13 protein-coding genes and 1 pseudogene are annotated in these 15,308 nt (G+C 60.2%); 4 read left to right on the top strand and 10 right to left on the bottom strand.

Features of this window, described 5'->3' with window-relative positions; translation table 11 throughout:
• Positions 1 to 46: 46 nt before the first annotated feature.
• Positions 47 to 2,848 carry a TonB-dependent receptor plug domain-containing protein gene (locus LVE68_RS17425; RefSeq protein WP_232941715.1) on the bottom strand — a complete coding sequence of 934 codons (2,802 nt, stop codon included), beginning with the start codon at positions 2,846 to 2,848 and terminating at the stop codon, positions 47 to 49.
• Between the two features lie 321 nt (positions 2,849 to 3,169).
• Between LVE68_RS17425 and LVE68_RS17420 the strand changes: the two genes are divergently transcribed.
• The gene (locus LVE68_RS17420) at positions 3,170 to 3,406 is read left to right on the top strand and encodes a hypothetical protein (RefSeq protein WP_232941714.1); all 237 of its coding nucleotides are present in this window, start codon (positions 3,170 to 3,172) and stop codon (positions 3,404 to 3,406) included.
• A 58-nt stretch (positions 3,407 to 3,464) separates the two neighbouring features.
• On the opposite strand, the gene LVE68_RS17415 is transcribed toward LVE68_RS17420, so the two are convergent.
• The 5 genes from LVE68_RS17415 to LVE68_RS17395 all read right to left on the bottom strand — a co-directional run bounded on the left by LVE68_RS17415 (position 3,465) and on the right by LVE68_RS17395 (position 7,976).
• Complete coding sequence (locus tag LVE68_RS17415) at positions 3,465 to 4,859, bottom strand: Type 1 glutamine amidotransferase-like domain-containing protein (protein ID WP_232941713.1); 1,395 nt, start codon at positions 4,857 to 4,859, stop codon at positions 3,465 to 3,467.
• 251 nt (positions 4,860 to 5,110) lie between these two features.
• Positions 5,111 to 5,419: a DUF6122 family protein gene (locus tag LVE68_RS17410; RefSeq protein ID WP_232941712.1), complete on the bottom strand. Its 309-nt coding sequence runs from the start codon at positions 5,417 to 5,419 to the stop codon at positions 5,111 to 5,113.
• A gap of 6 nt (positions 5,420 to 5,425) precedes the next feature.
• Entirely contained in the window at positions 5,426 to 6,097 is a 672-nt protein-coding gene (locus tag LVE68_RS17405; RefSeq protein WP_232941711.1) for a GntR family transcriptional regulator, read from the bottom strand.
• Complete coding sequence (locus tag LVE68_RS17400) at positions 6,094 to 7,200, bottom strand: hypothetical protein (RefSeq protein ID WP_232941710.1); 1,107 nt, start codon at positions 7,198 to 7,200, stop codon at positions 6,094 to 6,096. Before LVE68_RS17400 ends, LVE68_RS17405 begins: the two co-directional genes overlap by 4 nt.
• A gap of 335 nt (positions 7,201 to 7,535) precedes the next feature.
• A complete protein-coding gene (locus LVE68_RS17395; RefSeq protein ID WP_232941709.1) occupies positions 7,536 to 7,976 on the bottom strand; it encodes a VOC family protein in 441 nt (146 codons plus the stop codon).
• Positions 7,977 to 8,273: 297 nt separating this feature from the next.
• Here LVE68_RS17395 and LVE68_RS17390 point away from each other — a divergent pair, with 297 nt between their 5' ends.
• Both LVE68_RS17390 and LVE68_RS17385 read left to right on the top strand, forming a co-directional pair.
• Positions 8,274 to 9,449 carry an aminotransferase class V-fold PLP-dependent enzyme gene (locus LVE68_RS17390; protein ID WP_232941708.1) on the top strand — a complete coding sequence of 392 codons (1,176 nt, stop codon included), beginning with the start codon at positions 8,274 to 8,276 and terminating at the stop codon, positions 9,447 to 9,449.
• A 62-nt stretch (positions 9,450 to 9,511) separates the two neighbouring features.
• On the top strand, positions 9,512 to 10,237 hold the full coding sequence (locus LVE68_RS17385; protein WP_232941707.1) for an SIMPL domain-containing protein: 726 nt from the start codon (positions 9,512 to 9,514) through the stop codon (positions 10,235 to 10,237).
• Between the two features lie 99 nt (positions 10,238 to 10,336).
• Here LVE68_RS17385 and LVE68_RS17380 read toward each other — a convergent pair whose 3' ends face one another.
• Positions 10,337 to 11,668, bottom strand: coding sequence for a metal-dependent hydrolase family protein (locus LVE68_RS17380; RefSeq protein WP_232941706.1), 1,332 nt, complete (start codon positions 11,666 to 11,668; stop codon positions 10,337 to 10,339).
• A gap of 97 nt (positions 11,669 to 11,765) precedes the next feature.
• On the opposite strand from LVE68_RS17380, the gene LVE68_RS17375 reads away from it, so the two are divergent.
• Complete coding sequence (locus LVE68_RS17375) at positions 11,766 to 12,380, top strand: glutathione S-transferase family protein (RefSeq protein WP_232941705.1); 615 nt, start codon at positions 11,766 to 11,768, stop codon at positions 12,378 to 12,380.
• Between the two features lie 74 nt (positions 12,381 to 12,454).
• On the opposite strand, the gene LVE68_RS17370 is transcribed toward LVE68_RS17375, so the two are convergent.
• From LVE68_RS17370 to rimK, 3 genes and pseudogenes are all read right to left on the bottom strand, one after another.
• Complete coding sequence (locus LVE68_RS17370; RefSeq protein WP_232941704.1) at positions 12,455 to 13,783, bottom strand: mechanosensitive ion channel family protein; 1,329 nt, start codon at positions 13,781 to 13,783, stop codon at positions 12,455 to 12,457.
• A 111-nt stretch (positions 13,784 to 13,894) separates the two neighbouring features.
• Positions 13,895 to 14,206, bottom strand: coding sequence for a cation:proton antiporter regulatory subunit (locus LVE68_RS17365; RefSeq protein ID WP_255701186.1), 312 nt, complete (start codon positions 14,204 to 14,206; stop codon positions 13,895 to 13,897).
• Positions 14,189 to 15,112, bottom strand: a pseudogene (gene rimK, locus LVE68_RS17360) (30S ribosomal protein S6--L-glutamate ligase); the annotation flags it as partial. The pseudogene rimK and the gene LVE68_RS17365, both read right to left, overlap by 18 nt.
• Between the last annotated feature and the right edge of the window lie 196 nt (positions 15,113 to 15,308).

Genomic DNA, 15,308 nt, shown 5'->3' with positions numbered 1-15,308 from the left:
GTTAACAGCCACCGCACCCCTGTGGGGGCGGTGGTATCCGGCTCGATTAAAACGCGTGGCCGTAGCTCAGGGTGACGAAGCGGCCCATGGAACTGTGGTTGACGTGATCCACATTGGCACCAGTGCCCAGAACCAGGGGCGGCTCCTCGTCCAGGAGGTTATCGACCCGCAGGCTCAGCCAGCTGCCATTGTCGAAGTCTCGGCTGATGTTCATATCGAGAACTTCCCAGGCGTCTACCTCAACCTCAGCGGTCTCCGGCAGGCCAACAGCGTCCAGGACACGCAGGGTCGGGTCGTCCGCATAGCTGTGGGTGTAACGCGCACCCAGGGAGGCCGACCACTGCTCATAGGTCCAGCGCATCTTGGCATTGGCCAGCCAACGCGGGTACTGGTATTCACCGGCCTCACTCACCTCACCCAGCGCATCTGACGGGTAACGGTCAAACTCAGCCAGGTATGTGGTATCCAGGGTGAAGCGGAAACTGCCCAGGTTGTCGGTATCCAGGTACTGGGTGAACGCCAGGTCCACGCCGCTGGTTTTCTGCAGGCCCAGGTTGGTCAGCTGGAAATGGGCATCCACTACAAACCCACCGGCATCCACTTCCAGGCCCGGCCTTCCGGTAGGCAGCTCACCCTCACCGACCACGTCAAACTCACCCGCTAGCGCACGCAGGATAAAGTCATCTTCCTCAACGCCAATCAGGTTTTCATGCTCGATATTCCAGTAATCGATGCTGATCTCGGTATCGGCCGTCGGCTTTAGCAGCAAGCCCGCGCCCCAGGTAGTGGCCTCTTCTGGTTGCAGGTTATCGTTACTGACCTCTTCAGAGAGCAGGGACTCGCCGTCGACATCATTCAGGCCATCGCAGGCGCCGGGCGTCACTTCACAGTCGACGCGGTAGCTGCTGAGCAGGGTACCTGCACCGACCTGGGCCAGTGAGGGCGCACGGAAGGAAGTGGACCAGTTACCCCGGGCGATGACGGCATCATTGAAGGCATGGCGCAGGGAAACCTTGGGATTGAAATCGCCGCCAAAGCTATCGTAATAGTCATAGCGCAGCGCCAGCTGCATTTCAGTATCGAGTGTTACCGGAATCGCCTGCTCCATGTACACTGCCCACTGGTCACGCTCTGCGTCGGCTGATGTGGAGCTGAAGCCGAGGATCGGCTCGGGGTTGAAAGTGGTCGAAACCGCATCTGCTGCCGGCGTGTCCTCCACACTTTCGCGACGCACTTCTGCACCAATGGCAACTTTTACTGTGCCCGCCGGCAGGTCAAAGAGGTCACCAGAGATATTACCGTCAATGGCATAGAGGTTGGAAACACCACTGCGCCTGGCATCAGTTCTTACGAACTGGTCAATCGCATCAACCTGGTCGGCCTGCCCGTCGAATGGGTTGTACCAGGCTGTTGTCTTACCGATCGATTCACAGGTCTCTCCCGCGTAAAACGCATCCACCGGGTCAAGATCAACATCCCATCGATTGACCACCGTGCCATCGGCACAGAGATTGCCCAGCGATGCATTGTAGAAGGCCTCGGAGTTATACAGCCCAGAAATACCACGCTGTTCATTTTCGTTGCGGCCAACATTGGCAGCCACTTCCCAATCCCAGTTATTCAGCTCGCCGCGAAGCCCGGTCAAAAGGCGAACCGACTGGCTCTCGACTTCGACAGCCCGGGGATCGGGGAATTTGCCCCAGGCATAGATCGGGTAGCCGTAAAAATCACTGATATCCGTGGTGCCCTCAAACGAACCCTCCTCGACGATGTCCTCGACCAGGGCCGCAGGCCACAGGGGGCTCTCGGGATCAAAAGGCGCATAGCTGAAATTGGCCGGGGAGCTGGTTCCCCGGGATTCGCTGGTCTGGAACATGACATTGTTGAACCATTCCAGGTTATCACTCAGGTCGTAATTAAACGTCGCTACCACACTGCCGCTCTGGTAGTCATCCCGGGTGGCAGCTACCGCATTGGTGTTGAATTCACAATAATCACCCAGCCGCCCAAACTTGAACTGGTCTTCCGGACAGCCACCGGCTGTGGGGGTCTGCGTCTGGTCGTAGAGCATAAAGGCCAGGTCATTGAAGCTGGGGTAAACCCCCTGCTGGCTGGGGCGAACAGAGTTGGCAGAAATATCCCGGTCGCGGTCGTAGAGCGCATTGCGCTTGAACAGGTCCACCACCACCATGCTGTGGCTGCGCTCGCCGGTGCGCCCCCAGATCCAGTTCAGGTTGTACTTGCCCTCATCTGAACTGGCAGTGGAGTTACCGTGGGTGATGCTGACTTCACTGCCTTCAAAATCATCACGGAGCACGAAGTTAACCACGCCGGCAACCGCATCGGCGCCGTATGTTGCAGCCGCACCGCTGGGCAGGACTTCAACGCGCTCAATGGCTGACAGGGGAATGGAGTTTACATCGACAAAGGATTCCTGCCCCTTGGCGAAGGAACTGACAGATACGCGGCGGCCGTTAACCAGTACCAGTGTTGCCGAGCTGCCCAGGCCGCGCAGGGAGACACCTGCAGCCCCCACCGGGGTGTTGCTGGAAAGTGGCCCACCGGTTGCTGTGGAGAAGGTGCCGGAGCCACCACCGGTCTGCGTCAGCTCCTGCAGGATTTCAATTGCGGAGGTCGCGCCGGATGCCTCGATATCGTCGCGGTTGATCTGCACAACCTGCACCGCGCCCTCGGTATCGAGCCCCTTGATGTGGCTACCGGTGACGGTGATCTCCTCCACCGCCTCACCAGCGGGGTTCGGTAAGTCCTGCGCAAATGCGCTGCCGGCGACCAGAGAACAACCGACGGCCAGGCGAATGGCTTTGTAAAGATGGGTTCTCTTATTCATTTGGATTCCCTCTGTGTTCAGGCTCCAGGGCCCTTCTTATCTTGGATTTGCAATGTGCTTTTTGAGGGCAAGCAATGCCCACAGGCAAACGCCGGCGGCCCGGTTGCGCACACAGGTCAGCATGCCGGAGACACACCGATACTGCTGGATATTGTTGGCGATATAAGGCGGGGAAAAGAGAACCGACTTATAGCTTCCCTGTGCTCGGCGGCACGCTCAACTTTGTCCTATCAAAACAGGGTCAAGCGCACGGTCAGGCCGATGCGTGGAAGCTACTCGTCAAACCACTCGCTGAGGTGGTAGTTGGCGGAGCAGCACTCGATGGCAGCAATGGATACCACGTTGCTTGAGTTCATAGTGCTTTTCTTTGGAGGTGTTTGCTTGTTGTTATCCAACGAACTTCACCGATTTTTTATCACGGTGAAAAAATGCTGTAAAGCGTTTCTTGACATGCAGGGAAGACCGGCGTGGAACCCGTGGCAAACAGAATTTTCTGCAGCCATCGATTACAAAACAGGCACCCCTCAATCGATGCGGGCAGGGGAAAATTTCCCATAAAAAAGCCGGGGCGGGAATTTCTCCCCGCCCCGGCCCCACAACCCAGGGGATACCCCGGTTACTGGTATGGCTGGTTGATATAGAAGTTGGTCTTGCTGCCGTCGATGCCAATCCGGGTGGGCGCAACCGATGTCGCCCCAGTCAGTATGTTGTACTGGTCGGACTCGGAGAGCTGGTAGCGCAGCACATTCTCATAGATGACCGGCAGTCCACAGGCTGCCAGGGTGCGGGAGGTCGAGCCGTCCTCGGCCAGCACGTAGACATTGCCGCTGCCATCGACCACCCCTGTACCATCGCTGGTAAAGAAGATCGAGGTCTGCTCGTCCACGCCCATGCCACGGATACCCACTGGCAGGCCGGCCATAAAGGCCATCAGGCGCCCCATACGATCCCGCTCTGCAAAATGGGTATCCACCAGCACATTCTCCATCATTGCGGTGGTCAGGAAATCCGTCGAGATGTTGGTGTACTCGTGGCAGAGGTCGGTCACAGCCTCCGGGGAGTAGGCGCCGTAAGTGCCGTCGGGATCGTAGATATACTCGGATTGCACCGCCGCTCCGGCGGAGGTACCACCCAGCACGGCACCCCGGGCAAGGGCCTCATCCAGCGCCTGCTGTACCGGGGTTCCCTGCCACTGGTTGAGGTAGTCGGACTGGTCACCACCGGCCAGCCAGATAAACTCGGCGGACTGCAGCGCCCAGAGAACATAGTCGCTGTCCGCATGCTGAGACCGGTCGACCATCAGGGTTTCAACCGAATCGGCCCCGAGCAGGTTAAGGAAGTACTCGTTGTAACCATCGCCGCCGGAAGTACGCAGGACCACCACATCGCCACCGCCTGAAATGGGCTTGACGCGTCGCTCAAACGCCATATCCACGTCGGTGCCGCCCCCCATGACCAGCAGCCCGCCCCCATTGGGAGCCAGCTCCAGGCAGGCATCGTCCGGATTACCGGCCAGGTAGGTAGTAAGCCCCCCGGGCTTGCTCGGCCGTGCACCGAGGTTACAGCCACCGGTGCCACCATCACCGCCATCGCCACTGCCCCCGGAAGAGGGAATTCCGGCAACGGAAAGGGAGTAGGAGCCAGTGCCGCTATACCGGGTGACCTTAAGTGTGTACATGCCTGCCCCACCCACAGAAACAGACGCGCTCTCCGGGGTGTCCGCAGTTTCGGCGGCATAGAGCTGCTGTTGTGGATCGTATAGGTACCAGTCAAAGTCGTCGCCACTGGCGTGACCCAGGGTGATATCGAGTGTGGCGGCCTCGTCAATATTGAAGTAATACCAATCCTGGTCGCGCCGGCTGTCGATCTCGCCGGCCACCTGCTGGCTGGAGCAGACCGGGCCATCTGCATTGGACTCGGCATCGTTGGATTCGGATTCCTGTGTGATACAGGCCAGGGCCCCATGACTCAGGAACAGGGTTGGAAAGAGCAACGCGAGCTTGCTGGGCATTGTGATCTCCTTGACGTGTTGTGCCCGCGAAAAGCCGGGCAGTTATTGTTATGTCGTCAAAGAGTAACGGCTTTGTCATCCGCGATTTGTGAAGGCGCTTCGCAACGGCCAAAAACGTCAAGTCCGGGCGCAATGCGAACATTTGCAAGCAACGATGCGCAATATTTCGGTGCACTCAAGCTGACTTTTTCCTAAACCGTGCATGCGGAATATTCCCGCCCGGTGAACAGCTCAATTGTGGGCTGCGGATATCATAGACCGCAACCCGCCGCATCGATCAGCATATGCGCCACCAGCCCTACCCCGAGCATACGCACAGGCTTCCAGGGCAGGAACAGCAACGCCCCGAAGAAGGAGATCGGGAACATGGTGTGTAGTGGATAGGTGTTGATGGCACATTGCACCGGTTCAGATGTGGCCTCCACAAACAGGTGATCCAGGTCGACCAGGTTTGCCGCCAGCATGATCAGGGCCGCTTTCAGCCAGTCGTCACGGAACAGGAACCAGGCCAGTGCAATGGGCACCACGACGTGGAGGGAAATATGGATAAAACCGTACATGGAATCCTAGGTTAATTCTTCTGCGGAGAGAGAGCCGAGGCCTTCCTCGATATCCTGGCGGATGGCGGTGCGCACCCGTTCCGGGTCTTTGGACGCTATGGCCTCCAGCAGGTCCTGGTGGCGATCGGGCAGCTCCTGGACACCAAAGCGCTGGAACACCAGGTGCTGTAGAGGGGCAGTCTGCAACCAGAGGCTCTCGATCAGGGAGAGGATGATATGCGGCCGCCCGAGCCGGTAAAGGGTAAAGTGAAATTCCAGGTTGGCCGTGACGTACTCTTCAATGTCTTTTTCTGCCAGTGCGTCGGTCACCCGGCCATCCAGCCTGCGCAACTGCTCCAGCTCCTCGGTCCCCACATACGGCAGTGCCTGCTCGGCCGCCTGGCATTCCAGTGCGACGCGCGCCGCGCAGATTTCTGCCAGTTTTTCCGGGGTCATGGTGGGCACGGTTACCCGGCGGGTATCCGAGAGCTCCAGCGCGCGCTCTGAAGTCAGGCGGCGAAGAGCCTCGCGCACAGGCATCGGGCTGCAGTCCAGCTCTGCGGCCAGGCCGCGGATGGTAATGGCATGGCCCGGGAGGAAGCGGCCGCGCAGGATGGCATCGCGCACCTGGAAGTAGACGCGCTCCTGGGTAGTGCGGTACTCCTCCTGGGGCGCGCTGAAATCCTGCTGTTCACTCATGCGGCACTTACCCTTTCCAGCTTGTGCAGGACATCGTCGTGCCCAACTTCAATTATGTGATCGACAATTGTACCCCGCTGCCACATCTCATAGAAATCCTCGGCCACACGCCAGCTGGCATCCACCACAGCATTCCAGTACTTGAGCCGCTCAGCCGTGGTGAACTGGTAGAAATCGTTGCGATCAGGGATCTTGCCATAAGGCAGGCTGGCAACGAAGCCGGGGGAAGGCGCCAGCAACAGTGTATTCTGCAATGCCCCGCCCCGCACCCAGCGCCAGCTCAGGCTCTTGTCAAACCAGCCGGGCACCATGTAGGGGAAAAAGTGCGGGTACAGTGCCAGCCCGTCCGGGTGCCGGAAACGCAGGTCGAAATGATAATCGGTGATGCCCCCGTCCCGATAGTTGCCCAGGGGCGCCCCCCGGGGATTCTGCACCCCGGCCATTACCAGAGGGATGGAACCACTGGCCAGCACCGAGGAGCGGACATTGTCCGGTGACAGGGTGATATTGACCGTGCGCAGGCTGTCAAACTGCACCGCCGGGGTGTCGCCCGCATGGAACACAACCCGGTCCCAGAAGGCGCTCAGGCTGCGTCGGGAGAAGGCATTGGCCAGGGCCGATGCCAGCAGGGCCGGCGCCAGTACCGCGCGCCGCTCGCTGGCCAGGGGCCCGCGGCCACGCACGGTAACAAAATGGCTCTGCCAGGTCCGGTTGGCCGCTACCTGTGCCGCGCCCTCATCCCCGAGAACCCCCTGCAGGATCCGCTCGGCGGCCGTGGTGATCTCTGCCGGGGTGGGCTTGCCGGAATCGTAAGCCTGGTTGATGTAGCCATGTTCCAGTGCCTCCAGGGCCTCCAGCGGTCGCTCCATGGCGTAACACATATTGCGAAAGCTGCCGATCGAGGAACCCACCGTGGCAATCGGCTGCTGCCGGTCGCGGAAAAAATCCCCCATCAGTACCCGGTCGAGCTGGCTGATCACCAGCCACTTGGGCCCTCCGGAAGCGCCCACCAGGGTCGAAATCTGTTCCTGGCGCAGGCCCTCTTCCCGGACCCGCCGGGCAGCTTCCGCCCCCGCCAGTATTACGCAGGATCTTTTCTTCACAAATTCATCCAATTTCAGGTCGGGCCAATCTTCCGGCCCCAATCACGCGCTGCGTCGGCGCTTTAAAAGTGCAGCTCCCCTGCGCCTTCAGGCTCGCTGTGCCAGCGCGCAGGAAGCGGAATGTACACGAGCACATGAGCATTCCGAGCACTGCCCGCTGGCGACGCAGTCACCCACCTGCCTCCTTCGAGGCGGAGAGTGACGCGGGAAGCGTCATGAGCGCCGGCAGGTTGGTCGGTGCCAGCGCGCAGGAACCGGAGTGTGCATAAAGCACATGAGGATTCCGAGCACTGCCACCGACCGAGATGCCAAGCGCAATAGCTTCCCGTTCACTCTTACCAGGTGCCGGTGTTTTCCATTGACGCCCAGGGCTCCTCCGGCTCCAGGGACTCCCCCTTCTGCAGCAACTCAATCGAGATACCATCCGGAGAGCGTACAAACGCCATATGGCCATCCCGGGGCGGCCGGTTGATGGTGACGCCCTCGTCCATCAGCCGCTGGCAGATGGCGTAGATATTATCTACCCGGTAAGCCAGGTGGCCAAAATTACGGCCGCCGGAGTAGGTTTCCGGATCCCAGTTATAGGTCAGCTCCACCAGCGGGGCCTTGTTCTCCCGCGCGCTTTCCGCGTCGCCCGGGGCGGCAAGGAATACCAGGGTAAAGCGCCCCTTGTCGTTGTCGACGCGGCTGATCTCCTGCAGGCCCAGCTTCTCACAGTAGAACTTGAGCGACTCCTCGAGGTCCGCGACCCGGACCATGGTATGCAGGTATTCCATCGTGTAACTCCTCTGACGGTATATTTGGGAACCGGTAAACGCATGCAGGGCCACTGTGAGAGCTTTCCCCGGCGACCATGACACGGGCCGGGGCTCCCCTGGCAGGCGAGCACGCCGTTCAAATATCGACCACATGCAAGTGCCGCAGCGACCGCGATGCCAATTGTGCGTATCAATAGCGTCACTGTACCGCTTACGTCGCTGGCCCTGTCCGGCCCGGCACATATCTGCGCCAGGCCAAACCGGCTACAATCGGGCGGTAAAATAAAGGTTGTTTATTACGGACGCCAGAGCCAAATGTATCAGAAGTATTATCGACAATTCCTGCAGGGCGCTGCAGAAAGCGCCGCCAGCGGGGCACAGCCTCCGCTGCATATGGCCTGCCACTCCCATCATTACTGGCCAGACGTCACCTGCGAGGCGGCGCAGCAGTACTGGACGGATTCCGCCACCCTCGCGGACAGCAAGTGGGGACCAATTTTTGAACAGAAGATTCCCGCCTGGCAGGCGGCGGTTGCCCGCGTGCTCAACCTGCCCAGCCCGGACCGGATCGCCATGGCGCCCAATACCCACGAACTGGTATTCCGCCTGATCAGCGCTTTCGACCTCTCCCGCCCCCTGCGCATCCTGACCACCGATGGCGAGTTTTACAGCTTTACCCGCCAGCTGCAGCGCCTGGAGGAGGAGTCCAGTGTCGAGGTGACCCGCATCCACAAGGAGCCCTACGACACCCTGGCCGAACGCTTCGAGCAGGAACTGCACCGCGGCCACTATGACCTGGCCTACGCCAGCCAGGTGTTTTTCGACTCCGGCGTGGCCTTCCCCGACCTGGACGGCATCGCCGGGCGCAAGCCGGAGCGTACCGAGTTCGTTATCGACGGCTATCACGGCTACTTCGCCCGGCCCACAGACCTGGGGGCAATCGCCGACAAGGTTTTCTATACGGCCGGTTCCTACAAGTACCAGGGCGCCGGCGAGGGCCTCTGCTTTATGAGTATCCCCGCGGGATGCACGCTGCGGCCGCTGTATACCGGCTGGTTTGCGGATATGGCGGAACTGGAAAACCGTGCCGACCGGGTTGGCTATGCGGATAACTGGCTGCGTTTCGCCGGCTCGACCATGGACTATTCCACCCTTTACAAGGCCCTGGCGATCCTCGAGCTGTTCGAGCGCGACGGTGTCACGGTGGAAAAAATCCATGATTATGTGCTGGACCGCCAGCGGCGCTTCCTGGACACCATGGACAGCGCCGGCCACCCATTGCTAAATCGCGACAGGCTGGTGCACCACGACCTGGAAAACGGGCATGGACATTTTTTCACCTTCAACTGCACCACCGCACAGCATGCGGAGAAACTGCAGGAAGAGCTGGGTTCACGCGGTGTCCTGTGCGACCGCCGGCAACAACTGCTGCGCCTCGGTTTTGCCATCTATCATGCAGAAGACGAAACGTTTCAGCGTGTATTCAGCTAACAGGCAAGACAATCAAAACTGATCGTTATTACAAGAGTTCATGGAGAATTAAGGAAAACGCCATGCAGAAAATGATGAAGTTGATCTCCGGCAGCCTGGTTGCGGGCCTTGTCCTCTTCGGCGCCGGCTGCGGCAACGGCACTGAGGGCAAGCCCACCGGCACCCTGGTATCCATCTCGTCTACAGGTGAGGCCAGCAAGGTCCCGGATGTGGCCGATATCTCCGCTGGTGTGGTCACCGAGGCAGAGGAAAGCCAGCAGGCCATGCAGGCCAACGCCGAACAGATGGAGAAACTGATCAAGGCAATCGAAAAAGCCGGCATCGACAAGAAAGACGTACAGACCAGCGGCATCAGCCTGACACCGCGTTACAGCTCCCGCCCCAACAGCGAGGGACCGAATCGACAGATCACCGGCTATATGGCCCGCAATACCGTGCGGATCACCGTACGTGAGATTGATGAACTGGGGGAAGTACTGGACAAGATGGCCGAGGCCGGGGCAAACAATATCTATGGCCCGAACTTTTCCATTGGCGAGCCCGAGCCCCTGCTGGCCGAGGCCCGCGGCAAGGCCCTGGACCTGGCCCGGGAACGCGCGGAAACCTACGCAGACTCACTGGGAATGAAAGTGGCCCGCATCGTGAGCATTTCCGAGGGCGGCAATGGCGGCGCACCGCGCCCGATGATGCGCGCGGAAATGGCCTCGGCCGATGCCCGCACCCCGGTCGCGCCCGGCGAGACCACCATGTCCGTCAACCTGGAACTGGTATTTGAACTGAAGGACTGACAACAGGCCGGCCGGGTGGCGTGCAGGCGGCGCGCACCCGGCCCGGTGTCCCCGCCTGCCCGGCTCCTCCTTTCCCTTCCCTGCGTAAGCGGCCCCTGCTTAACGGGCCTGAGGCGGCTGCCGGTAGATCTTGCCACCTTTCATGATAAACCGGACCCGTTGCAGCTGGGTGATGTCCTCCAGCGGGTTACCGGCGACGGCGATGATATCCGCATGCTTGCCGGCACTGATACTGCCCAGCTGGTCCTGCACCTGCAGCAGCCCGGCGGCATTCCAGGTTGCACTGCGCAGGGCGTCGGCGGGATTCATGCCCGCGGCAACCATCAACGCAAACTCCTGCGCATTGTCACCATGGCGGCTGACGCCACTGTCGGTGCCGAAAGCGATCTTGACCCCGCGGCGATAGGCCTCGGCAAAGGTCTCCTTGATCAGCGGGCCGATAGTCGCCGCCTTGGTGCGGACGATCTCGGGGAAGAAACCCTCCACCCGCGACTTCTCTGTGACCCAGGCTCCCGCCAGCAACGTGGGGACATACCAGGTGTTGTTTCGCTTCATCAGCTCGATGGTCTCGCCATCCATATAAGTGCCGTGCTCGATCGAGTCCACACCGGCGCGAATCGCCCGCTGCATACCCTCCTTGCCGTGCGCATGGACCGCCACGGTAAAGCCATAGTCCTTCGCAGTGGCGACGATGGCCTCCAGCTCATCCTTCATAAACTGGGGGTTCTGGCCGCTCTTGGCGACACTGAGCACGCCGCCGGTCGCGGTAATCTTGATCAGGTCGGCGCCGTCCTTGTAGCGCTGGCGGACCGCCTCGCGCGCGCTCGCCACACCATTGACCACGCCATCAACAGGCCCCGGCTGCCCCATCAGCGCCATACGGTACCCGTTGGTGGGATCCGCGTGGCCGCCGGTGGTGGCAATGGACTTGCCGGCAGTGAAGATACGGGGACCGTCGATGGTGCCCTGGTCGATGGCCTTGCGCAGGCTCACGGTGACATTGTCGGTATCCCCCAGGTCGCGGACGGTGGTAAAGCCAGCCATCAGCGTGCGACGGGCGGTATCCACACCCCGCAGGGCATAATCAGCCGGATTCCAGGTAAACCGCTCGACATAGGTGCGAGGGCCAAACTCCGTCACCAGGTGCGTGTGCATATCCATCAGCCCCGGCAACACGGTGTAGCCCCGCAGGTCCACCAGCTGTTCGCGGTCGCGCTTGGCAAAGCCCTTCTGGACGGATTCTATGCGGCCGTCGACAACATGGATGGTGCGGTTCTCAAGCATTTCACCGGATTCGCTGTCGAACATCTGGCCGGCGTAGATCGCCAGCGATTCTGCCATGGCCTGGGAGGCGCCCGCCAACGCCAGCAGCGCCGCGGCCAGGGCGGCCGCGCGAATACGGAAGACTCCCCGATTGGTCAAAGTGGTCATTGTTACACCTTTTATGACTGGCTTAGTCTTGTTGTTGTGTCGAGTGACTGTGTAACCCCACAATCTACCCTATTCGCCAAGTGGAGAGAAATGCCCCATGAAGATCTATGAGTATTCCCAGGCCCCCAATTGTCGCCGGGTACGCATGTTCCTGGCCGAGAAAGGTATCGAAGATGTGGCTTTCGTGCCGGTGGATATCGCCCGCGGCGAAAACCTCAGCGACGATTACCGGCGCAGGGACTTCAACGGCAAGGTGCCGGTGATGGAGCTGGAGGATGGCACCAGCATCGCCGAGTCAGTGGCGATCAAGCGCTATTTTGAAGAGCAATACCCGGAGAACCCGCTGTTCGGCCGGGACGCACAGGAAAAGGCTGTGGTGGAAATGTGGGTCCGGCGAGCGGAGTTCAACCTGATGTTCAATGTGGGCATGGCATTCCAGCACACCACCGGCTTCTTTTCCGACCGCATGAACACCTTCCCGGACTACGGTGAAGATTGCGCCGGTAAGGCCCGGGCTTTTTTTGGCCAGCTGAATCGCCACCTGGCAGATAACCGCTATCTGGCCGGGGACTATTTCTCGGTGGCAGATATCAGCATGCTGTGCGCGCTGGATTTCGGCAAGGTGGTCAACCTGCGCCCGTCGGCGGAAGAGCACCCGCACCTGAAACGCTGGCGGGATGAATTGAGCGAGCGACCCAGCGCCCGGGCCTGACGACCCCGCTTGCGGGAGACCGGCGCAGCACCGTAACAGCCGGCTCTCCCGTTCGCTGGCGAATTGCCCGGAAACTAGGTAAAGGGATCCAGGGTCTTTTTCTCCGGGGTACTGAGGACGCGTACATCCCGTTGCGGGAACGGAATCTCGATTCCGTGCTGTTGTAACGTCTCGAAGATAATCAGCAGCAGGTCACCGCCAACACGATTGCGGCCATCGTCGACCCCCTCCATCCAGAATTCCACAAACATGTTAACGCCGTTGTCACCGAAGCTGTCGATCTCACAGTCGGGCCGCTCCTCGATGGGCAGGTCATCGCCGCTCAGGACCTGTGGATGCCGCGCTACCGCATCTTTTACGATTTCCACCATTTCACGCACATTGGTGCTGTAGCTGACGGAAAAGTCTACCCGGTAGCGCTGTTTCCGGTTTTTTTGTGTCCAGTTGACGAACGATTCAGAAACGAACTTCTCATTGGGTACAACGATATCCTTGCCATCAAAGGTTTCCAGGGTGACCGCCCGCATGCTCAGCTTGGTCACGGTTCCGCGGCGCTCCTCGTCCAGCGCAACGTAGTCGCCAAGGGTGATCGAGCGATCCAGGATAATGATCAGCCCCGAGATAAAATTGGAGGCAGTGCTCTGCAGGCCGAAACCAATACCCACGCCCACGGCCCCGCCAAACACTGCCAGTGCGGTCAGGTTGATCCCCATCAGGTTGAGAATCAGGATAAAGACCAGCGTGAACAGCGCGATCTCGAACAGCTTGGCCGCGACTTCCCGGGTGCGGTAATCCAGGGCCTGCTGGTTGCGGATGATGGTCTGCCCGGTGGAATTGGACACGCGGCCCAGCCAGAAAAGCAGTGAGCCAAAGATCACGGCCCGGGTGATCCCGTAAGCGGAGATACGGATATTGCCGAGTTCTACCGCCATGGAATCCAGCACCCGGACGATGTCATCCAGTGCGCCAATCACATACAGGAACAGGATCGGCATTCCCACCCAGCGGAATACGGTGGCAACCGACGCCCGGGTGATCACCAGTTTCACAAAATCATTGAACAGCAGGATAATTGCGATGGCAAAAGCTGCCTGCACAACCCAGCTTTCCCCCAGGACCTGCGGGATAAATGCCAGGTCGATACGCAGGAACACAAGGGCCAGCAGGGGGAACAGCAACCTGCCACAACGATAGACGAGCAGCTGGATTGGTGACTGCTCCGGCCGCTCGGGAGGACGCCTGAACCACGGGACCAGCTTGACCAGGCGGTGGGCAATTACGTAGGCGAGCGCGTAGATTGCCAGTATGACGCCCAGCTGCCCCAGGATTTCCATCCGGTCAGTGGAGGTCAGTGCCTGGCTGGCATTCTGTTTTAACTCTTCAAGCAGCTCTTGTGTTTCCACGTATTTTTCCCACAAGTCGGGCGGCACACCGGGGCAGAAAGCCCCACCACCCGGAATACAGTGCTGCGCTGTCTCGGTTTTTTATTGCCCGTGCCGGCAGTCGAGTGACTGTCACAACTCCAGGTCTGACACCTCTCCCGCGATGGCCAGGTCGGAAGGCAAGTCAGAAATGTCCGGCCGCCGGCGTCGACGGGTCTTGGCCGGCACCATGCCCCGCATGGCTTCCAGCTTACCAAAGCAAAGTAACTTGTCACCCGCCTCCAGCTCCCGTTCGGGCTTGGGATTCGGTATTACCTTGGCGCCCCGGTATAGAGTGAGCACATTGATATCGTGCTCATAGAGCTGGGTATCGCGAATGGTCTTGCCCACAAACCTGGAACCTTCCGGAATATAGATTTCAGTGACACCGTAGCCCTTACTCACTGTCAGGCGCTGTCGCACATCGATTTCCGGGAAGTCCACCTGCGCGGCAATATATTCAATCACCGCGCCGGCCACATCGAGCCCGGTACAGGTCTCGATACCCTCCAGCCCCGGCGAGGAGTTCACCTCCATGATCTGCGGCCCGTTCTTGCCCTCGAGCATATCGACACCCGCAACCTGCAACCCCATGATCTGGGTGGCCCGCACCGCGGTTTCCATGTATTCGTCCGGCAATTCGACCGGTTCGGCAACGCCACCGCGATGCACGTTACTGCGGAACTCCTGTCCCTGCGCGACCCGGCGCATGGCGGCGACCACACGATCGCCTACCACGAAGGCGCGGATATCCCGGCCCTTGCTCTCGGCGACAAATTTCTGGATCAGCACATTCTGTTTCTGGGCCTGCAACAGTTCGATAATGGCCTCTGCCTGCTTGACCGTCTCGGCCAGCAGCACGCCGATCCCCTGGGTGCCCTCGATCAGCTTGATCACCACCGGCGCCCCGCCCACGCGCTCGATCGCGGGCAGCACATCTTTCTTGTGGTGCACGAAGGTCGTGCGGGGAATGCCCACATGGTGGCGGCTGAGCAGCTGCAGGCTGCGGAGCTTGTCACGGGAATTGTTGATACCATGGGCGGTATTGGCACAGAAAACATCCATTTCCTGGAACTGCCGCACTACCGCTGTACCGTAGTAGGTGATCGAGGCGCCGATGCGCGGTAGTACCGCGTCGAAGTCCCCGATCTGTTTCTGCCGGTAATAGAGGTCCGGGGCCCCGCGCTGCAGGTCGATGGCAAACTTGATGGTATCCAGCACCTCCACCTCATGCCCACGCTTCTGCGCCGCTTCCTGCAGGCGCATGGAGCTGTAGCACTTGGGAGAGCGGGACAGGATCGCGAGTTTCATGGTGATTACCTTTTATTGTATCTCCGGCGGAGTCACCCGGCGGCTCTGGACGAAATGGGGCGAGTGCCCTGTTCAGATGCGGCGGGGGGCCCCGCGCGGTGACAACAACAGTTCTATTCTGGATCTCGTTATTGGATTCCCGTGTTGCCCGCCGGGCGCTCGGCGCCTCTCAGCTGGCGCGCGGCAGGCAACAGTA

Source organism: Microbulbifer sp. YPW16 (assembly GCF_021290385.1).
Taxonomy (GTDB): domain Bacteria; phylum Pseudomonadota; class Gammaproteobacteria; order Pseudomonadales; family Cellvibrionaceae; genus Microbulbifer; species Microbulbifer zhoushanensis.
Note: the sequence above shows the minus strand (reverse complement) of the source record. Positions and strands in the feature narration are given on the sequence as shown.